At 63.1% G+C, this 16,298-nt stretch carries 17 protein-coding genes; 6 read left to right on the plus strand and 11 right to left on the minus strand.

Annotated elements, in window-relative coordinates; all coding sequences use genetic code 11:
* Positions 1 to 24: 24 nt before the first annotated feature.
* The 4 genes from O8I58_RS13040 to O8I58_RS13055 all read right to left on the minus strand — a co-directional run bounded on the left by O8I58_RS13040 (position 25) and on the right by O8I58_RS13055 (position 4,179).
* Positions 25 to 237 carry a KTSC domain-containing protein gene (locus tag O8I58_RS13040; RefSeq protein WP_298316774.1) on the minus strand — a complete coding sequence of 71 codons (213 nt, stop codon included), beginning with the start codon at positions 235 to 237 and terminating at the stop codon, positions 25 to 27.
* Positions 238 to 240: 3 nt separating this feature from the next.
* Positions 241 to 2,025, minus strand: a complete 1,785-nt coding sequence (locus O8I58_RS13045) for an ATP-binding protein (protein ID WP_298316777.1) — start codon at positions 2,023 to 2,025, stop codon at positions 241 to 243.
* Positions 2,022 to 3,245: an SIR2 family NAD-dependent protein deacylase gene (locus O8I58_RS13050; protein WP_298316780.1), complete on the minus strand. Its 1,224-nt coding sequence runs from the start codon at positions 3,243 to 3,245 to the stop codon at positions 2,022 to 2,024. Before O8I58_RS13050 ends, O8I58_RS13045 begins: the two co-directional genes overlap by 4 nt.
* 100 nt (positions 3,246 to 3,345) lie before the next feature.
* Entirely contained in the window at positions 3,346 to 4,179 is an 834-nt protein-coding gene (locus O8I58_RS13055) for a restriction endonuclease (RefSeq protein ID WP_298316784.1), read from the minus strand.
* Between the two features lie 275 nt (positions 4,180 to 4,454).
* Here O8I58_RS13055 and O8I58_RS13060 point away from each other — a divergent pair, with 275 nt between their 5' ends.
* Entirely contained in the window at positions 4,455 to 5,138 is a 684-nt protein-coding gene (locus tag O8I58_RS13060; protein WP_345781311.1) for a DUF2306 domain-containing protein, read from the plus strand.
* Positions 5,139 to 5,278: 140 nt separating this feature from the next.
* Complete coding sequence (locus O8I58_RS13065; RefSeq protein WP_298316787.1) at positions 5,279 to 6,376, plus strand: DUF5671 domain-containing protein; 1,098 nt, start codon at positions 5,279 to 5,281, stop codon at positions 6,374 to 6,376.
* A 23-nt stretch (positions 6,377 to 6,399) separates the two neighbouring features.
* On the opposite strand, the gene O8I58_RS13070 is transcribed toward O8I58_RS13065, so the two are convergent.
* From O8I58_RS13070 to O8I58_RS13090, 5 genes are all read right to left on the minus strand, one after another.
* Positions 6,400 to 6,732 carry a hypothetical protein gene (locus tag O8I58_RS13070; RefSeq protein ID WP_298316790.1) on the minus strand — a complete coding sequence of 111 codons (333 nt, stop codon included), beginning with the start codon at positions 6,730 to 6,732 and terminating at the stop codon, positions 6,400 to 6,402.
* A gap of 236 nt (positions 6,733 to 6,968) precedes the next feature.
* Positions 6,969 to 7,892 carry a type II toxin-antitoxin system RelE/ParE family toxin gene (locus tag O8I58_RS13075; protein WP_298316793.1) on the minus strand — a complete coding sequence of 308 codons (924 nt, stop codon included), beginning with the start codon at positions 7,890 to 7,892 and terminating at the stop codon, positions 6,969 to 6,971.
* A 249-nt stretch (positions 7,893 to 8,141) separates the two neighbouring features.
* Positions 8,142 to 9,041 (minus strand): hypothetical protein, encoded by a 900-nt coding sequence (locus O8I58_RS13080; RefSeq protein WP_298316796.1) that lies wholly within the window; start codon positions 9,039 to 9,041, stop codon positions 8,142 to 8,144.
* 36 nt (positions 9,042 to 9,077) lie between these two features.
* Positions 9,078 to 9,485, minus strand: coding sequence for a hypothetical protein (locus tag O8I58_RS13085; RefSeq protein ID WP_298316799.1), 408 nt, complete (start codon positions 9,483 to 9,485; stop codon positions 9,078 to 9,080).
* Positions 9,486 to 9,752: 267 nt separating this feature from the next.
* Complete coding sequence (locus tag O8I58_RS13090; protein WP_298316803.1) at positions 9,753 to 9,917, minus strand: hypothetical protein; 165 nt, start codon at positions 9,915 to 9,917, stop codon at positions 9,753 to 9,755.
* On the opposite strand from O8I58_RS13090, the gene O8I58_RS13095 reads away from it, so the two are divergent.
* Positions 9,916 to 10,044: a hypothetical protein gene (locus O8I58_RS13095; RefSeq protein WP_298316806.1), complete on the plus strand. Its 129-nt coding sequence runs from the start codon at positions 9,916 to 9,918 to the stop codon at positions 10,042 to 10,044. The two genes, O8I58_RS13090 and O8I58_RS13095, sit on opposite strands and share 2 nt — an antisense overlap.
* Positions 10,045 to 10,094: 50 nt before the next feature.
* Here O8I58_RS13095 and O8I58_RS13100 read toward each other — a convergent pair whose 3' ends face one another.
* Positions 10,095 to 10,925: an NAD-dependent epimerase/dehydratase family protein gene (locus tag O8I58_RS13100; RefSeq protein ID WP_298316809.1), complete on the minus strand. Its 831-nt coding sequence runs from the start codon at positions 10,923 to 10,925 to the stop codon at positions 10,095 to 10,097.
* An 89-nt stretch (positions 10,926 to 11,014) separates the two neighbouring features.
* On the opposite strand from O8I58_RS13100, the gene O8I58_RS13105 reads away from it, so the two are divergent.
* Positions 11,015 to 11,854, plus strand: a complete 840-nt coding sequence (locus tag O8I58_RS13105; RefSeq protein WP_298316812.1) for a helix-turn-helix domain-containing protein — start codon at positions 11,015 to 11,017, stop codon at positions 11,852 to 11,854.
* 288 nt (positions 11,855 to 12,142) lie between these two features.
* Here the strand turns inward: O8I58_RS13105 and O8I58_RS13110 are convergent, their stop codons facing one another.
* Positions 12,143 to 13,498, minus strand: coding sequence for a metallophosphoesterase (locus O8I58_RS13110; protein WP_298316815.1), 1,356 nt, complete (start codon positions 13,496 to 13,498; stop codon positions 12,143 to 12,145).
* A gap of 143 nt (positions 13,499 to 13,641) precedes the next feature.
* On the opposite strand from O8I58_RS13110, the gene O8I58_RS13115 reads away from it, so the two are divergent.
* On the plus strand, positions 13,642 to 14,190 hold the full coding sequence (locus O8I58_RS13115) for a YdeI/OmpD-associated family protein (RefSeq protein ID WP_298316818.1): 549 nt from the start codon (positions 13,642 to 13,644) through the stop codon (positions 14,188 to 14,190).
* Positions 14,191 to 14,322: 132 nt separating this feature from the next.
* Positions 14,323 to 16,269 (plus strand): M61 family metallopeptidase, encoded by a 1,947-nt coding sequence (locus tag O8I58_RS13120; protein WP_298316821.1) that lies wholly within the window; start codon positions 14,323 to 14,325, stop codon positions 16,267 to 16,269.
* The last annotated feature ends 29 nt before the right edge of the window (positions 16,270 to 16,298 follow it).

The raw sequence follows: 16,298 nt of genomic DNA on the forward strand, positions 1-16,298 counted from the left end.
ACCTCCGGAGTTTCCTCTTAACCTTTAGATCTGGCTGCAGGCGTAAGAATTCTTTATATCGGAGTTGAAAAACTGCCCGATTGAAGCGGATTGCATCATTTGGTCATAAATTAATTGCGGAACATTGTAATATTCATAAACAGCCCCATTTTTTAAAAATTCAATCTCAAGTGTTTCCGAATCTGATTTGTATCCAACAGATGCAATGTTTGAAGAGCTGACGGGTTGGCGCTCCATGTGCTAATCCTCCTTCCAACGTGGGTTTTGTGAGCGCCAAGTGGCGACCACGGCCGAGTAATCTTCTTTTTGGCGGGTTCGCCGCCAGCTTTCATTTACTTTTGGATCTTCACTGGCGGGCCTTTTTCCTTCCTCTGGCAATATTACGCGGCAACGAACAGGGAGTTTTGCGGCTTCGCCAGTGATTACTGCTTCACCAGTGCGAAGCACTGGTAGGCTATCCACGACACCGCTTAAGCTGTCTGGGAGCGCCGCTTGGACTTTGCTCCTATCTGAAGCATTGGAAAGTCTTAAAGAGAAAAATGTCCCGCACTGTGACAGGATCGTGTCGTCAATCTCCGCGGGTCTTTGACTTACGATCATTGCTCCGATACCAAATTTACGTCCCTCTTTTACGATGCGTTGGACTGCATCTCTAGCGAGGCTTACCTCTCCTTGACCAAGGTATCGGTGAGCCTCTTCCATTACGACAAGTAAGGGCCGCTGTCTGCCGCCTTCGGTTCTTTCGCGGCTCCAAAATAAAGCTTCATAGATTATGTTGAGAATTCCGCCGATAAGGCGCATAAGGACCGAGCTTGGAACCCCGGATAGATCAAGTACAGTTATGGGCTTGTCATGGCCAATCCAGTTTTCAAGGAGTTCTGGCAAATCACTTTTCGGAACTCCGTCAAGGTTTGGCTCCCAGTCGCCTGGATGAAGCATGAAGTCAAACTGACGATCTAGAAGTCGAGAGCGCAACTGGTCTAGCTGACGTCTTATTGACAAGACATTTGTCTTGTTCACGAATGGTGTGCTGTTTCCTGCGCCAGGAAGCGGGTAGCTAGGTGCGGTAAGAGTAAAGGCGTCGCCGGGAGCGGTTTGGGCTGATGTAATCTGCGTATTCTCTTTCCAAGTTTTTATTTCTGGATCAAGCAATGAGAACCAAAGTGCCTTGAGGCTGAAGGGGAGTGGGCTATCGGCCGTTAGTGAATTCTCATCGACACCCATCGGCTTTTGCTTCTTCGCTGCACTCAATTTCATACGAAGGATCTGGTCTTGAATAGCGGAAATTGCCTTCTCTTCCGTTTTCCCAAGTACAAATCCGAGCAGATCGCCTAAGTTGAGTGCCCAGTACGGGATGTTGAGAGGTGACTCGCCCGCCAGGGGGTTAACACGAAAGACCTTGGCAACGTCTCCTAGGGATTTTCCATACTCTCCATGAATATCGATCAACAATACCCGGGCGCTCGGGAAGCTGCTGTTTTCGCCTTGGCCTGCGGAGATCGATCTCAGAAGGCTACTCACCGTTGTGGATTTTCCCGCCCCGGTTGATCCGAGGACAGCGGAATGGCGAGTGACAAGCTTGTCGAGGTCAATGCGAACAGGAATGCTCTCTGCACCCGAGAGGCGTCCTACCGTTACTTGTCCAGCCTCGCTTGTCCCATAAATGCGTACAAGGTCTTCTTCGACGACGAGGTGTACTTGATCGTTGATTGCTGGATACTGGCTTATTCCGCGTTCGAAGGTGGTTTCGACTACTTCTCCTACTAGCTGGACTTTCATCCATCGTTCGCCGCGGGCCTCGGTATTTACTAGCGTCTCTGGAGTGGCAGAGGCTCCGACGTCTGAAATAATTCCATAAAGATCATGGTATCCCTGTGGAATTCTAACGAAACTGCCAACTTGTCCAACACGATAGCTTCTACCTCCGATTATCGCTATTCCGGAGGCGATTCCTTCGTATTGTTTAATGCTTATGGTTGATCCGGCGACAGCGCCGACATGGCCCAGCAAAGTTGACAATTTCATTTCTTGTTCTCAACGTCGAAGGGAGGCTCAGCCACAGCTGGGATAGCGAGTGGTGGGCTTGTCAATATTTGAATTGATCGCGAAGCGGAGAAAAATTTAGCGAAATCCTCAATTGCGCCGAGAGTAAACTCGTAAGGTTTGTCTCTTTCTGATTTTCCCCAATATGAGGATCGAATTGCTCCCCAATCCTTGGAAGGCAGCTCCTGTGGGACCTTCCAATTTCCGCGAGTTCCGTTAATTATGGCGGCATCGCGAGCATATACGCTGAAATTTTGCAGTCTCGCGCCTATCTCGCTAGCACAGGTTTCGATTTCAAGTTTTTGAAATTGAAAGGCGAACACACTAGCTGATGGGTTTGCAGCTAGACCCTCGTCAATTCTCGCTGATATATGTGCGTCGGCAAACGAGAAGCCGACCGAGATAAGTAAGGTGTCTGATGTTGCCAGGAAGGCTCTCAGTCTGTCGAGGAGAGCGGCATAGGGAGCCTTCTGAGTTTGTTCATATTTTAGGTGCTCAGGGAAAACTAGATGATTGGAGCTTGCTATTCCAGATCTGATTACTTCTCCCTTCTCATTGGATCGCCATCCCAGTGATCCGTGGAGCTTCCATAATCGTGTCCATCGCTTAGGAAGGTCATTGTTTGCAACAGTTACGGGGTCGAAAAATGGGTGTCTTCCGCCCGTGAAACCATCGAAATAAGGGGCTCGAACTCTTTCAAGGGCTTCTTCGAGTAGTAGATCGTAATTCGTGGTGAATATTTCAACGGGATGTTCACGTGCAGCGCCAATTATCCACGTGACGAGGTCGCTATAGGCTGACCCGCTTTCTGGCAAGGTCACATTTACAATTTCACCAATTTCTTTGCATATTTTCTCGCCAAGAATGGCGTATCCCGGACCATCAAGGTCATGAACTTTTGCAGCGCCAATTACTTTTGCGAGCGCCCTCACGCGCGAAAGTATTGTCTCAATGTCATCTTTAGGTGCGAGTTCTTTCTTCAGTTCATCAATTTGCTTTTTATATTCAGGGGTGAGATTTTTCAATACGGTTTTGGTCAGGCCGGCGACGGCTGGTATGAGCGGGTACGTGTCATCACTGTTCTTCATGCCGGCGGGAGCGCCTGCGCCGAGCAGTAGTCCTATTCTTTTTCGACCTCCGGCGATGATGGTTCGCAGGGCGGCCATATATTGATCTGGGTTATGGACTGTCTCATTCGGCATTTTTAGTCCTAATTCTCGGTCTAGATTATTTGGTGGCGGCGGAGAGCAGGGATGGAAGAACGGGGGGCTAGAGTGCGCTTTCTGGCCTTTGATGAATCACTCAGGCGGTCCCCCTGCATCTCGGGAACTGGCTACACCCTAGAAACGCCTCACCCGTTCGCCGATTGCTCCGCTGAACCAACGCGCTGCCACAGCGCGGACAAGCCGTCGGCGCGACGGGTGCAGGCGCAACTTCAATGGGCAACAGAACCGGCTCGATGCGGGCTTGTTGAGGGATAGGTGCCGGTGCGGCTTCGCGTTGCACCGCGCGAATCATCTCCAGCAACTGCTCGCCGCCCATCAGCTCAATCGGCTTGCCCTGGGCGAAGCGCTCGGCGTCCTTGGTATAGCTGCCGATGCAGACGATCTTCACTGCGTGGGCCTGGTGGTGGGCGAGCAGGCCGGCCATTTCGCGCACGACGCTGACGCCGACCTGCTGGCGCTTCCACTGCTTGCATTGCACCAGGGTGCGGCGGCCGTCCTTGCGCAGGATCAGGTCGATGCCGCCATCGGCGCCGCCCAGGCCGGTTTCCTCCACGGCATAGCCCTGGCGGCGGAAGGCTTCGCCCACGAGCAGTTCGAACTGGCGCCAGCCGCCTTGGCTGAGGCTTTCCAGATCGGTGCGGGTATCGAGCAGCTTGCGGCGCTGGCGACTGCGGAAGAAGGACATCAGCGCGCCCAGCCAGCACACGGCCAGCACCAGCCACGCCAGCGGCGCGAGCGTGCTGCCGTCGTGTTGCTTGAATCCCGATGCCAGCAATCCGCCGTGGTGGGTCATCCACCAGACGACGCCATGGCGCACCGCGATGTATCCCATGATCCCGGCGATCAGCCCCACCGGCCACGGCATGGCGGCCAGCACCCCGATCCCGCCTTCCCTGCGTCTACGCCCCATGCAAGAAACCCCCGTTCCTGCCTGGGAACATACCGTGCAGGCGGGCGATTGTCAGCCGGGGTTGTCCTGCGCGCGGCGTTGGCCATGTCCGGCGTGATGATGTGCTGCGCCGGTGCTGCGGTCACCTGCTTGCTTCGCGCCTGTCCGCTGGGCTTGATCGGCGGCATTGCTTCGCTGGCGGGCGCTGCCTGTCGCACTGCGCCAAGGCCGGTCGCGGCCGCGTGTTAGCGTGCCGGCGGCGCTGCCCGGCCATGCCGGGACACGGGAGATGGACGATGACCGGATCATTCCAGGGCACGGCAAGGGTTGGCCGTTCGACCGCCGCGTTTGGCGTGGTGGGGATCGTGTTGTGGCTGGCGCTGGGCGTGTTGGGCGTCGGCTTCCTGCATGCGGCGTATCTCAAGTACGCGTCGCTGGATTCACCTGCGTACGCCATGTTCCTGTCGCGGCGGGGCTGGTTGTGGTGCCATCTGGCCGGTGGCGTGGTCGGCATCGTGCTGGGGCTGCTGCAGTTCGCCACGCAGCGCTGGCGGCGGGCGTGGCGCCTGCATCGCTGGTCGGGCCGGGTGTACTTCGTGGCGATGCTGGTGGCGATGTTCGGCGCGGCCGGGTTGATCGCGACCTCGCCGGCACCGGTGGTGATCCGCCTGGCCTTCACCGCGACCAGCCTGGCGTGGCTGGTCACGGCGGGCTTCGGCCTGGCGGCGATCCGTCGCGGGCGGGTGCAGGCCCACCGGCGTTGGATGGTGCGTGCCTATCTGGTGACGCTGGCACCGGCCGTGTTCCGCCTGGCGCTGGCGTTTGCGGTGGGCCACGGCGTGGCGCCTACGCCGGCGTTGATCGCGGTGATGCTGTGGGGCAGCTGGGTGTTGCCGCTGCTGGTCCACGCGTTGGGCCAGCGCGTGGCTGCCACCCTCAGCGCAGCAGTGCCCCGTGAAGCCGACGCACGACCGCAGTAACCGGTCGCGGTACCTGCGAGCGCAGGTAAGCCATGGGTGGAAGCAGGGTGGCTTGCATCGCAACAGGTACGCCGGCCGCACGGGGTCGCGCGGGCTGCCGATGCGGTAGGCTTCACCGCATTCAAGGAAAGGGGATGGGCATGGCCGCCGCAACACAGGACCTGGAACGTTTCGTGCGCGATGCGCTGTCGCAAGGGCAGCCGCGCCCCCAGATCGAAACCGTGCTGGCGCAGGCCGGCTGGCCGCCGGAGCAGGTGCGCAGCGCGTTGTCGGTGTTTGCCGACGTGCCTTTCGCTGTGCCGGTGCCGCGCCCGCGGCCGTACCTGTCCGCACGCGAGGCGTTCTTCTATCTGGTGCTGTTCGCCACGCTGTACATGTGGGCGTTCCAGATCGGCAGCCTGCTGTTCGACCTGATCAACCATGCCTTCCCCGACCCCAGCAAGGACTACGACATCTGGGGGCGCGGCCGCGAGTCGATGCGCTGGTCGGTGGCGTGGGTGCTGATCGCCTATCCGGTGTTCCTGTTCGTCGCGCGCAGGCTCTCGCGCGAGCTGGCGCGCAGCCCGGTCAAGCGGCTCTCGGCGGTACGGCGTTGGCTGACCTACCTGACGCTGTTCATCGCCGCGACCACGCTGCTCAGTGACATGGCGGTGCTGGTCTACAACGTGCTGGGCGGCGAACTGAGCGTGCGTTTCGTGCTGAAGGTGCTGGTGGTGGGCCTTACTGGCCGGCGGGGTCTTCAGCTACTACCTGCTGGACCTGCGCCGCGAAGAGGTGGAAGCATGAACACACCGACCTTCGGCCGTGCCCTGTTGGTCGCCGCCACGCTGGCGGTGATCGCCACCGTTGCGGCAGCCATCGTGGTGATGGGTACGCCCGCCCAGCAGCGCGCGCTGCGGCTGGACCAGCGCCGTGCCAACGATCTAGGCCGCATCGTCGAAACCGCGCGCGAGTACGCCGACCGCACCGGCGCGCTGGCGCCGGACCTGACCACGCTGGCCACGCGTCCGGGCCTGCGCCTGGCCATCATCGATCCGGAAACCGCCGTGCCCTACGCATACAAGGTGCAGGGCGCGCGTGAGTTCCAGGTCTGCGCGACCTTCGCCACCGATACCGCGGCCGACGACACAGACGCACGCGCCTCACGCGACGAGGACTGGCTGCATCCGGTGGGCACACAGTGCTTCAACCGCAGCTGGAAGCCAGAGCCCAAGCAGGCCGAAGCCACCGCGCAGTAACGCGGGGGCTGCCGGCAGGGCGATCAACGCCCCGAATTGTCGTCCGGCATCAACAGCACCAGCGGCGCGCAGGCCGCGGCGGTGCAGCCGAACGTCCGCACCACATCGCCGCTGGTCCAGGTCGCGGTGGCGGCCGCATTGATCCGGTAGTCCCAGGTCCTGCCTTCGGCCTGCAGCTGGCCGCTGATGGTGCACGGCAACCAGTAGAAAGCGTCTTGGGTGCCATCGGGATATTCGCGGCTGGCGGCGAAGAAGCGTGCGACGCCCGCGCGGTCCAGTGCCCAGGCCTTGCAGCTGGCTTCCAGCGCGGGATCGGGTGCCCTCCCCACCTCGGGCGTGTAGACAGCCGCTTCCACGCTTCGGATGACGAGGCTGGAGCCGGTGGTGGGTCGTTGTGCCGCGTCCGGCTCAGCGGGTCGGGCCGGTGGGTTGCTGCACGCCGCCAGCAGCGGCAGCGCCAGGCACGTACAAGCCATCGCCCTCGCCCTGCGTCTTGTACGAGATGGTGTCGTGCTTGTAGAGGTCATGGTCGTCCAGTTTATTGCCGCGCTACAGGAGCAGCTGCATCAGCCGACACCCAGGACCGCCATCGCTACCGGTACGGTCCCGGTCCCTTCCACACCAGGTCGCCCTGTTTGTAGACGGCGGACATGGTGATGATCTGGCGGGCATCGCCGATGTGCTTGGCTTCTTCCGAATCGGGATCGAGCGCGCGGCACTTGCCGGAGCCGCGGCGCAGGGCGATGTCCAGCGAGCAGGCCATGTAGAGGCGCGTGCCGGGCAGGGGAATGGCGAACTCCTTCATGCCCTGGGCCATCCAGGCGCGCACCTTCTCGTCGCTGGTGGTGTCGTAATAGACCTGGTAGCCGCCCAGCTCCAGGCTGTTGCCGGCCGAATTGAGATCGTTGCGATTGCCGCGGCTGGGCGAGGGACTGTTGCCCGGGCCCATGTCGTCGAGTGCGGTGTCCTGCGCCTGCATGCCCGGCGGGCGGCCCCATTGGGCCGAGCGTTGCTGGCTGGGCGGCGGCGGGCTCTCAGGTGCCTGGCTCTGCTGCTGCGGGCGCTGGGCCTGGGTGGGCATGGACCAGCTGTCCGCGGCGGTGGTGGTGGGAATCTCGTCGGTGTCGTCGGGCACCGGGTCGGCAGCATGATCGACCAGCGTGGTCTGCACGCGCGATGCGACCGGCTTCTTCTGCACGGTGGGTTTCTTCGGTTGCTTGGGCGTGGGGGGCGTCGGCGCGCGCGTGGGTGGCGGGCTCGGCGGGGTCTTGGTCGCCGGGTCGGTCGTGGCGCCAAGGAACTCCATCTTCATCCGCCCGCCGCTGGCACCGCCCTGCGGTGCCGAGATGACGGGCAGGGAGGAGTGCAGCAGGATCAGCAGCATGAGCAGATGCAGCAGAACGGTCAGGATCGCGGAGATCCACGACTGCAGGCGTTCGCTTCTGGTGGGCTGGTCGCCGGGGCGCGCACGCCTGAATCCGGCCGGGCTGTCCGCGGGTGTCGACGCGTTGCTCATGCCATCGGGGCGTCGATGCTGCGGGACTTCATGCGGTGTCTATGGCGTGCTGTGGCTGGGGTGCGCATCGTAACGCGGACACACGCAGGTTCACTTGTCAGCGCCTGTCGCTGAAGTTCCGTCCGTTGCGGTGATTCAGCCAGCCACCGGCAAGCCTGGCGTCGTACGGATCAGCCGTGGCGGCGGCCAGCAACAGCGCAGGGCCCTGTGCGACGGGACGGGCGCCGCGAGGGACGTGCCCCGGTTACATCACCTTCCAAGCGTGGGCGAGACCTGCTGATCCTGCGAGGGCGGCCCGGCAGCGAGTGCCTGGCTGCGGGCCAGGGCGTCTTCGAGCGCGAGCGCAGGCTGGGACAGATCCGTCTGGACCCGGAGTCCGGGCGTTTGCGATGAGAATACCCAAGCGGTGTCCTGATGCACCGAGGCCTGGGCCTTCACGGCGGCATCGAGGACATGTGCGTCGGCCACCGATGCGGGTAGCTGGCCTCGCAAGGCCTTGAACATCGGGGCGGCAGGATGATCATTGTCCAGAGCGGGCTGCTGGTCCTGTGGGGCGGGGAGCCTGCCGGTGCTGCGGAGCCAGGGCACCACGGCGGTGTCGTAATGGCCGCCGTAGTAGTCGCGATAGTCGCCTTGAGGGGCGACGGAGGGATGCTCGTTGCCGAATGCGGTGGCGATGCCGGACAACGCTGCTTCGCGGTTGATCCTTCCCGCCGAAAGATCTCCGGCGATCTTCTCGTACGCCACGTGGTTGCTGCCCGCGATCCCGATGTCTGGTCCCCCTGCCGCGCGGATCTCGTCCCTGACCACGGCATTGCTGAGCGTCGCGGTGGCCTCGTTGCGGAGCGAGCGATTCACATAAGCGTCGCGTGAGCTGTAATCCTCGGGTTCCTTGAAGCTGTGGTGTCCGTACTCGTGCGAAAGCGATTGCACGATGGCCGCGCCGTGCCCCATCTGGTTCCGATCAACGACGATGCGCGAATGTGGGGCGTCGTAATACGTGCCTTTCCCGGCGTCGCCCCACTCGACGGTGAAGCCATCATGCCGAAGTTGCTGCAGGTCCTGGCGCAAGGTGGCCGACTGTTGAAGCAGCACCGTGACGGTCGGGTCCTGGAGCGGTGTTGCGGGCGGCGTCGTTGGGTTAGGCATTGTGCAATTCCTTTGCAGCGTGCAGGGACGTTCGCGTCAGTGCTTGCGGATTGAAAGCTGGACCAGGTGCTGCTGGCTGTTGTCCATGCCAAGCACGATCGTCGCGTCGCCTTTGTGGACTTCCCAATAGGCGCTGGAGCTGGGTGATTCCGGACGTGGCGGATTGGGCGTGGCGCCGGCCCATTGCGCGCCATCAAACGGGATGCCGCCCTCATCGAAAGACAGCAGCAGCACGCTCGTCCCCTGTCCGTCGATGCTCGACCGAAGCGTGATGTCGTGTACGGGAACTCCGGCAAAGTTTCCGGTGGCCGCCGTCTGTGTGCGCCAGCCATCCTGCTCGGCGGGAGCACCAAGCTCGCTTCCAAGCAACGTCTGCAGGCGCGCAGTGTCATTGAAGGGGGTGGCGATCAAGCGATCCACATCCTGTTTGATGCGTTCGATCACGGCATTGCTCCTGCTGGTACTGGTGGGGTCGACCGACGTCGACGGCGGAACGGGCGAAGTCGTACATGCTGCAACCGTGCAAGCCAGCGACAGCACGAGGCAACGGCACGGTAGCGAGAAAGCTGGCCTCATCCTGGATCCGCGCTCCTTGGGGATTGTTCAATCTAGAAGATGTGAACCGGGATGTAAAAAGCGTCCGGCGAAATCGTGACAGGAAGCTCCTGGATCCGTCCTTTCAGCGACGGCGTGCGGCAAATGTAATCAGCGTCAGGGCTCCCTGCACTCGGCCAGCACCAACGCGCGTAGCCAGCGGTGTCCGGTATCGGCGTGCAGGTGCGGGTGCCACAGCTGCGAGACGGTGATGTCTTTGCCCGGCGCGGGCAGGTCGAAGCGATGCAGGCTGGCCGACCCGACCTGGGTGCGCACCGACATGCGCGGCCCCGCCGCGCGCCTGAGCATCGAAGAGAGCATCCCCAGCCTGGTCGACACGATCACAGCGCAGGAAGGAACAGCAGGATTGCAGTACCTGGATTACCTGGGGCGGACGGTGCCCTGGTGAAACACCGGCGCCAGTGGCCAAGCTGGCACCGGCACCATGCGCTCCGTGGCCTACATCCGCCCCGCGGCCAGCGCGTCCGCAAGGCGTGGAAAGGCCGGTTTGAAGCCGAGATCCTCGCGCAGGCGGCTGCCATCGGGAAGCGCGCCGAAAGCTGCAGCACGTTCGGCATCGGTGCCATCGGGCGGTGGCTGGCCGACCGCTGCGAACAGCGTCGCCAGGTCGGGCGCCTCATCGTCGACCACGTTGTAGATCCGGTACGTGGGCGAAGCCGCATCCAGCACGCGCATCACCGCCTGGGCAATGTCCGCATGGTGGCCGAGCGCCATGCGTTGGCCCGGCGGGAAGCCGCGCGCGAACGGAATGATCTCCTCGATGTGCGGATCGCCGTCGCCGTAGACGAACGGCAACCGGAGTATCCGGACATCCAGCCCTTCGACCCCCAGCAACACGCGTTCGGCGGCGAGTTTGCTCAGCGGGTAGGCATCCATGGGCGCGCAGGGATCGTCTTCATGGGCCTGGCGTCCAGCATTGGGGCCGTAGACCAGGCCCGTACTCAGAAACACGAAGCGCCCGACGGACGCATCGCGGGCTGCGCTGGCCAGGTGTCGCGTGCCCAGCTCGTTGACCGCGTGCGCCTGTTCGGGCGTCGCGCCCCTGAAGAAGGCGGCGCAATGCACGACGGCATCGATGCCGCGCATGGCGGCGGAAAGCGAACCGGGGTCCAGGAGATCACCGCGGACGAGTTCCGCCTGATCGCCACAGATCGCCGCCGCACGGATCGGGTCACGGACCAGAGCACGGACGTGATCGCCGCGTCGCACCAGATGGGCAAGGAGCCTGCTTCCAACTTTTCCGGTCGCACCGGTGAGGAGAATGTTCATGTGGCACAGCGTAGACCGCGATGCAGGCGCGGAATTGGAAGAAACGGCCAACGTTGCATGCGCGCCATGGCTGCGATCAGAATCCTTCCATGCCCGCCGACTTCCATCGATATCAGCTGCCAAAAGGTGCGTTGATGCCGAATGCCGTCGCCGCGCTGCTGGTGGACGAATGCAGTCGCGATCTGGCGCGTGTCGTCGTGCCCAGTCCGGAGGTGCATGTGGTGGTCCGCTTCGGGTCCTCAGTGCCCGGCGGAGTCGACGTGCATGCGCTTGGCATCCGGCCGACGGTGCACCGCAAGTTGGTCCGGGGCGGGCAGCGCGTCATCCTCGCGCGCCTGCGATTGGGAACCCACGCGGCAGTGCTTGGCAGCCCGGCATCTGAGCTGGCCGGACGGGTCGTGACGCTTGAGGATCTGTGGGGAAGGAGCGCGGCACAGTGCCTGCTGGACAGGCTCGCCGGTGTCCGGGATGTTGAACCTGCAGCCAGGATCCTGGAGCGGGCCATCGCCGCACGGACCACGAACAGCCGCCGATCCGATGCCCGGCTTTCGCTGGTGACAGCCGCTGCGCAGCGGCTGGAACATGCCAGCGTCAGCGCGGTTGCCCATCAGTTGAGCATGAGCGAACGCCATCTGCGGCGTGTGTTCAGTGACGCGACCGGCCTGAGTCCGAAGACCTTCGCCAAGTTGAAGCGCTTTGGGCGTGCCGTGGAGGCTGTGGAAACCACGGCTGAGACGTCCTGGTCACAGGTGGCGGCGGGGGCCGGATACTACGATCAGGCGCACATGATCGCGGAGTTCCGGTCCATTGCCGGCGTCACGCCCCGCGCGTTTCTCACAGAGCTGCGGGGGCAGGCGGATGATCAGCTGGCACGGGTCGCGGTCCATGTCCTTGACGCGGGCGAATGGCGCGCCGCGGAGCAGCGTTGATCGCAGTTGGGGAAGGTCTGAACAACCCTGCTTTTGCTCGTCATTACCAGCCATTCGGCTGTTGAAAGCCCCGCGAAGGCGGGAACCTAGTGACTTCGCTTTCAATGACTTGAAGCCATTGGATGACCAGCCATTCGGCTGTTGTGAAGCACCTCCCGCCTTCGCGGGGATGACGGCACTGTTCGGACCTTCCTTAGGGGATGTTGAGTCGCGCGGGATCTGATTCCCTTCAAGCGAATATCCCGCGAAAACGTGCGCGTTGATGGGGAATCCCTGTGCCGTCCCCGATCACTGTGCTTGTGGGATTCGAGATAGCGTCCAGAACTCCTTGCCCATGGCGATCAGTAATTGCCAGTCCCGCGTGTCCAGCAGGTTGAGTCTGCGCCGCCTGGGCGACGGCTCCTGGCCAAGGTTCCGGGCGACGCCAAGTGCCACCACGCGCGGAACGCCATTGGTGAAGACCAGGGCCTCGGCAGCGGCCTCATCGTCATTGACATCGACCGCCCACACGCGCCCTCCATGCAGCTGCTTCACCCGATCAACCAGTGTGTGGCCCACGACAATCTGATCCACGTTGAACTGCGTCAGCGTCTCGTCGATCTGCGCCTGTGTGGCGGCGGGATAGGACGCTGCCAGTGCTTCGAAATAGCCGCGGTAGCGGGTGACCCCTGCCAGTCCGAGTACCGCGTTTGCGTTGCCATCCCGTTGCGCGTGGCCGCCGTGCGCTTCGTTCTTCCAATAAGCATGCATAGCGGCGTTCAGTCCGGGCACGCCAAGACCGGTTTCAAGCACTGCGGGTGAAATGCCGCCATGTACGAACAGGACGCGGCCCAGAGTCAGGGTGACGGGCTGTTCGCGTAGCCACGCACCGATGACGGTATCCGCAGCGAAGGCCTGGGAATAGCCGCCCATCGCTTTCAAGGCATATCGGTGGTCGGGGTGAGCGCGTGATGGATTGGCCTGCAGCACGTATTGCTCGTGATTGCCCAGCAGTACGTGGACCGCGCCACCCGCGGCCTGTGCCTGCGCTGCAAGCGCGCGTAGTCGCCAGAGCACGGCAAACACGTCCTGGCCACGGTCCACCGAATCCCCCAGGATCACCAGGTGCCCGGTTCCGAAAGTCCACGTGCCGTTGTCGCCGGTGACGCTGAGCGCGCGTAGCGCCGCTTCCATGAAGGTGCTGTTCCCTTCCAGGTCGCTCAACACGACAACCTGCGCGGGCATCGGGGATATCGCGGGCGGCGGACGCACGGTGGCGAGCGAATACGCATGGCGCTTACCGGCGCATGTGATTTCCAGGACGTTCCCCGTGGTCGCCTGCCGGTGGACTGCATCCTGGCAGTACCACGTCGAAGTCCAGCTGTGCGCGTCGACCCGGCGTACAACGGGGCCATCCAGCCGATCGGGCAGCAAGACATGCTCTCCGGTGCCGGTGTAGATCGGGATGGCAATGGCCTGCCTGAAGACGGGAATCAGAAGACGTTTGTGGGCACCGCCGGGCGTCATTTCGATCTGGGCGCCGTGCAGCGCGATGAGCGCAGCCAACAGCGCAAGGCCGGTCATGAGCAGGGCGAGGCGGCCCAGCCCTCTCAGGGTCGGTCGCAGTTTCATGGCATCTGCCCCTGCGTTGCCTGAGCGTTCCATGTCCCATCCCGGCCTGGCTTCATGCCCTGTGGCTCCAACGTTTGTTCGTGGCGACGGTACGTTGCGTTGGGTGGGCGAAGCCGGTGCAGGAAGTCACAGGGACGGGTGGCATGGCATCGTGACGGCGGTGCTATGGTCGGCCCATGAGCAAGGTCAGCAGCAGGATCACGTTCAAGGCAAGGCTGCTGAAGCCGGCGATGCCGGTGGAGGCCACGTGGAGCTTCCTGCTGTTGCCTGCCGCGGCCAGCGCCAGGCTGCCGACGCGCGGGATGGTCACGGTGGACGGCACGTTCGCCGGTCAGGCATTCCAGGCGACGCTGGAACCGGATGGGCAGGGCAGTCACTGGTTGAAGGTCGAGGCCGGGTTGCGTGAGGCCGCGGGCATCGCCGTGGGAGACAAGGTGGCGCTGCATCTCACGCCAGTGGCCGAAGAACCCGAACCCGTCGTGCCACCGGACATTCGCAAGGCGTTCGCCGAACACCCGGCCGCGCGCGCGACCTGGGACGACATCACGCCGATGGCGCGACGGGACTGGATCTTCTGGATGACCTCGGGCAAGAAGGCCGAGACGCGGGCCAAACGCATCGCCACCGCCTGCGACATACTGGCCAACGGCAAGCGGCGGGCATGCTGCTTTGATCGGTCGGGCATGTACAGCAACAGCCTGAGCGCGCCGAAAGCCGCGTCCTGAGGTCACGCTGCAGCGGCCGGACGTACGCGGCCGGGAACAATCCCGCCATCGCCACGACTTCCGGCCCACGCCCGGCGCCGGGCGCGGTGCTACGGTGCGCCGTTGCCTTCCGTCCTGCCGTTGGAGCCTGCCATGTCCCTTGCCCGTTGCGTTGCCGTCGCCGTGACGTCGCCCCGAACCCGTCTGTCCGTTGCGCTGGGGTTGGCGCTGATTGCTGGTGTGGCCTCGGCCCAGGTGGCGCGCACGCCCGACGTGCCGGCGCCGCAGGACGTGCCGTATCCGGGCCAGATCGCGTTGAAGGTCGATGCCAGCGACACGACGCAGGGCATCTTCCGCGTGCATGAGTCGATCCCGGTGCAGGCGGGCAAGGTGACGCTGCTGTATCCGGAGTGGATTCCCGGCGCGCATTCGCCGAGCGGCCCGATCGCGCAGCTGGCCGGGTTGAAGTTCAGCGCCAACGGCAAGCCGCTGGCGTGGACGCGCGATACCTACGATGTGTACGCCTTCCACGTGGACGTGCCGGCCGGGGTGACCACGCTGGAGGCGCAGTTCCAGTACCTGTCGGCACGCGATGGCGGCTTCCAGATGACCGACAAGCTGCTGATGCTGGATTGGGACCAGATGTCGCTGTATCCGGCCGGCTATTACACGCGTGGCATCCAGGTGCAGCCGAGCGTGACCTTGCCGGCCGGCTGGCAGTTTGGCAGCGCGCTGCGTGCGTCGAGCAAGGACGGCGCGACCACCACCTTCCAGCCGGTGCCGTACAACACGCTGGTCGATTCACCGATCTACGCCGGTCAGCATTTCAAGCAGGTCGATCTGACCCCGCCGGGTGGCGCGCCGGTATTCCTGGACATGGTCGCCGACGATGCCAAGGACCTGGAGATGACGCCCGAACAGCTGGCCGCGCACCGCGCGCTGCCGGTGCAGGCGACCCGGTTGTTCGGCTCGCATCACTACGACCACTACGATTTCCTGTTCTCGCTGTCCGACCACTTGGCGGGCAACGGGCTGGAGCACCACCAGTCCAGCGAGAACGGCCTGGGCCCGGGCTACTTCACCGACTGGAAGGACAACCCGACCGACCGCGACCTGCTGGCGCATGAGTTCACGCATTCGTGGAATGGCAAGTTCCGCCGCGGCGCGGACCTGTGGACGCCCAACTTCAACGTGCCGATGGGTGATTCGCTGCTGTGGGTGTACGAGGGTGCGACGCAGTACTGGGGCTTTGTGCTGACCGCGCGGGCCGGGCTGTGGACGCCGCAGCAGTTCCGCGACGCGCTGGCGATGGTGGCGGCCAACTATGACCGCAACCGGGTCGGCTTCGATTGGCGCACGCTGGAAGACACCACCAACGATCCGACCGCCGCGCATCGCGCGCCGCTGCCGTACCGCAGTTGGCAGATGAGCGAGGAGTACTACAGCGCCGGCCAGATGGTGTGGCTGCAGATCGATGCGCGGCTGCGCGCGCTGACCGGTGGAAAGAAATCGCTGGACGATTTCGCCAAGGCGTTCTTCAGCGTGGACGATGGCAGCTACGTGACCCATCCGTATACGTTCGAGGACGTGGTCAGCACGCTGGACGGCGTGGCCCACGACGACTGGGCCGGTTTCCTCAAAAGCCGCGTGCAGAGCGTGCAGCCGTCGTTGCTCGATGGCATCGCCGCCAGTGGCTGGAAGCTGGTCTACACCGATACGCCGAGCGAGTACGAAACCCAGTACAACAGCAACCCGCAGTCAGCGCGGCACCGCTACAACTTCGCTTGGTCGATTGGCCTGACCATGAACGACGACGGCACCATCAACGACGTGCGCTGGGATGGCCCGGCGTTCAAAGCGGGGGTGAGTACCGGCGCCAAGCTGATGGCGGTCAACGGGCGCGATTATTCGGCGGCGGTGCTCAAGCGCGCGATCAGCACGGCCAAGGGCAGCAGCGCACCGATCACCTTGCTGTTGCAGTTCCAGGGCGGCGTGCGCACCGTACAGGTCGATTACCACGACGGCCTGCAGTATCCGCACCTGGTGCGCGTGGATGGCACCCCGGATTACCTGAGCGAGAGCATCAAGCCGAAGGGTTGAGGCGAGCGTCGTGGTTCCCGCGCAGGCGG

It is taken from the genome of Pseudoxanthomonas sp. (assembly GCF_027498035.1).
Classification (GTDB): Bacteria; Pseudomonadota; Gammaproteobacteria; order Xanthomonadales; family Xanthomonadaceae; genus Pseudoxanthomonas_A.

Coding starts and splice junctions, on each gene's coding strand:
- O8I58_RS13040 (WP_298316774.1), bottom strand. CDS start 237: ATGGAGCGCCAACCCGTCAGCTCTTCAAACATTGCATCTGTTGGATAC.
- O8I58_RS13045 (WP_298316777.1), bottom strand. CDS start 2,025: ATGAAATTGTCAACTTTGCTGGGCCATGTCGGCGCTGTCGCCGGATCA.
- O8I58_RS13050 (WP_298316780.1), bottom strand. CDS start 3,245: ATGCCGAATGAGACAGTCCATAACCCAGATCAATATATGGCCGCCCTG.
- O8I58_RS13055 (WP_298316784.1), bottom strand. CDS start 4,179: ATGGGGCGTAGACGCAGGGAAGGCGGGATCGGGGTGCTGGCCGCCATG.
- O8I58_RS13060 (WP_345781311.1), top strand. CDS start 4,455: ATGACCGGATCATTCCAGGGCACGGCAAGGGTTGGCCGTTCGACCGCC.
- O8I58_RS13065 (WP_298316787.1), top strand. CDS start 5,279: ATGGCCGCCGCAACACAGGACCTGGAACGTTTCGTGCGCGATGCGCTG.
- O8I58_RS13075 (WP_298316793.1), bottom strand. CDS start 7,892: ATGAGCAACGCGTCGACACCCGCGGACAGCCCGGCCGGATTCAGGCGT.
- O8I58_RS13080 (WP_298316796.1), bottom strand. CDS start 9,041: ATGCCTAACCCAACGACGCCGCCCGCAACACCGCTCCAGGACCCGACC.
- O8I58_RS13095 (WP_298316806.1), top strand. CDS start 9,916: ATGCGCGGCCCCGCCGCGCGCCTGAGCATCGAAGAGAGCATCCCCAGC.
- O8I58_RS13090 (WP_298316803.1), bottom strand. CDS start 9,917: ATGTCGGTGCGCACCCAGGTCGGGTCGGCCAGCCTGCATCGCTTCGAC.
- O8I58_RS13100 (WP_298316809.1), bottom strand. CDS start 10,925: ATGAACATTCTCCTCACCGGTGCGACCGGAAAAGTTGGAAGCAGGCTC.
- O8I58_RS13105 (WP_298316812.1), top strand. CDS start 11,015: ATGCCCGCCGACTTCCATCGATATCAGCTGCCAAAAGGTGCGTTGATG.
- O8I58_RS13110 (WP_298316815.1), bottom strand. CDS start 13,498: ATGGAACGCTCAGGCAACGCAGGGGCAGATGCCATGAAACTGCGACCG.
- O8I58_RS13115 (WP_298316818.1), top strand. CDS start 13,642: ATGAGCAAGGTCAGCAGCAGGATCACGTTCAAGGCAAGGCTGCTGAAG.
- O8I58_RS13120 (WP_298316821.1), top strand. CDS start 14,323: ATGTCCCTTGCCCGTTGCGTTGCCGTCGCCGTGACGTCGCCCCGAACC.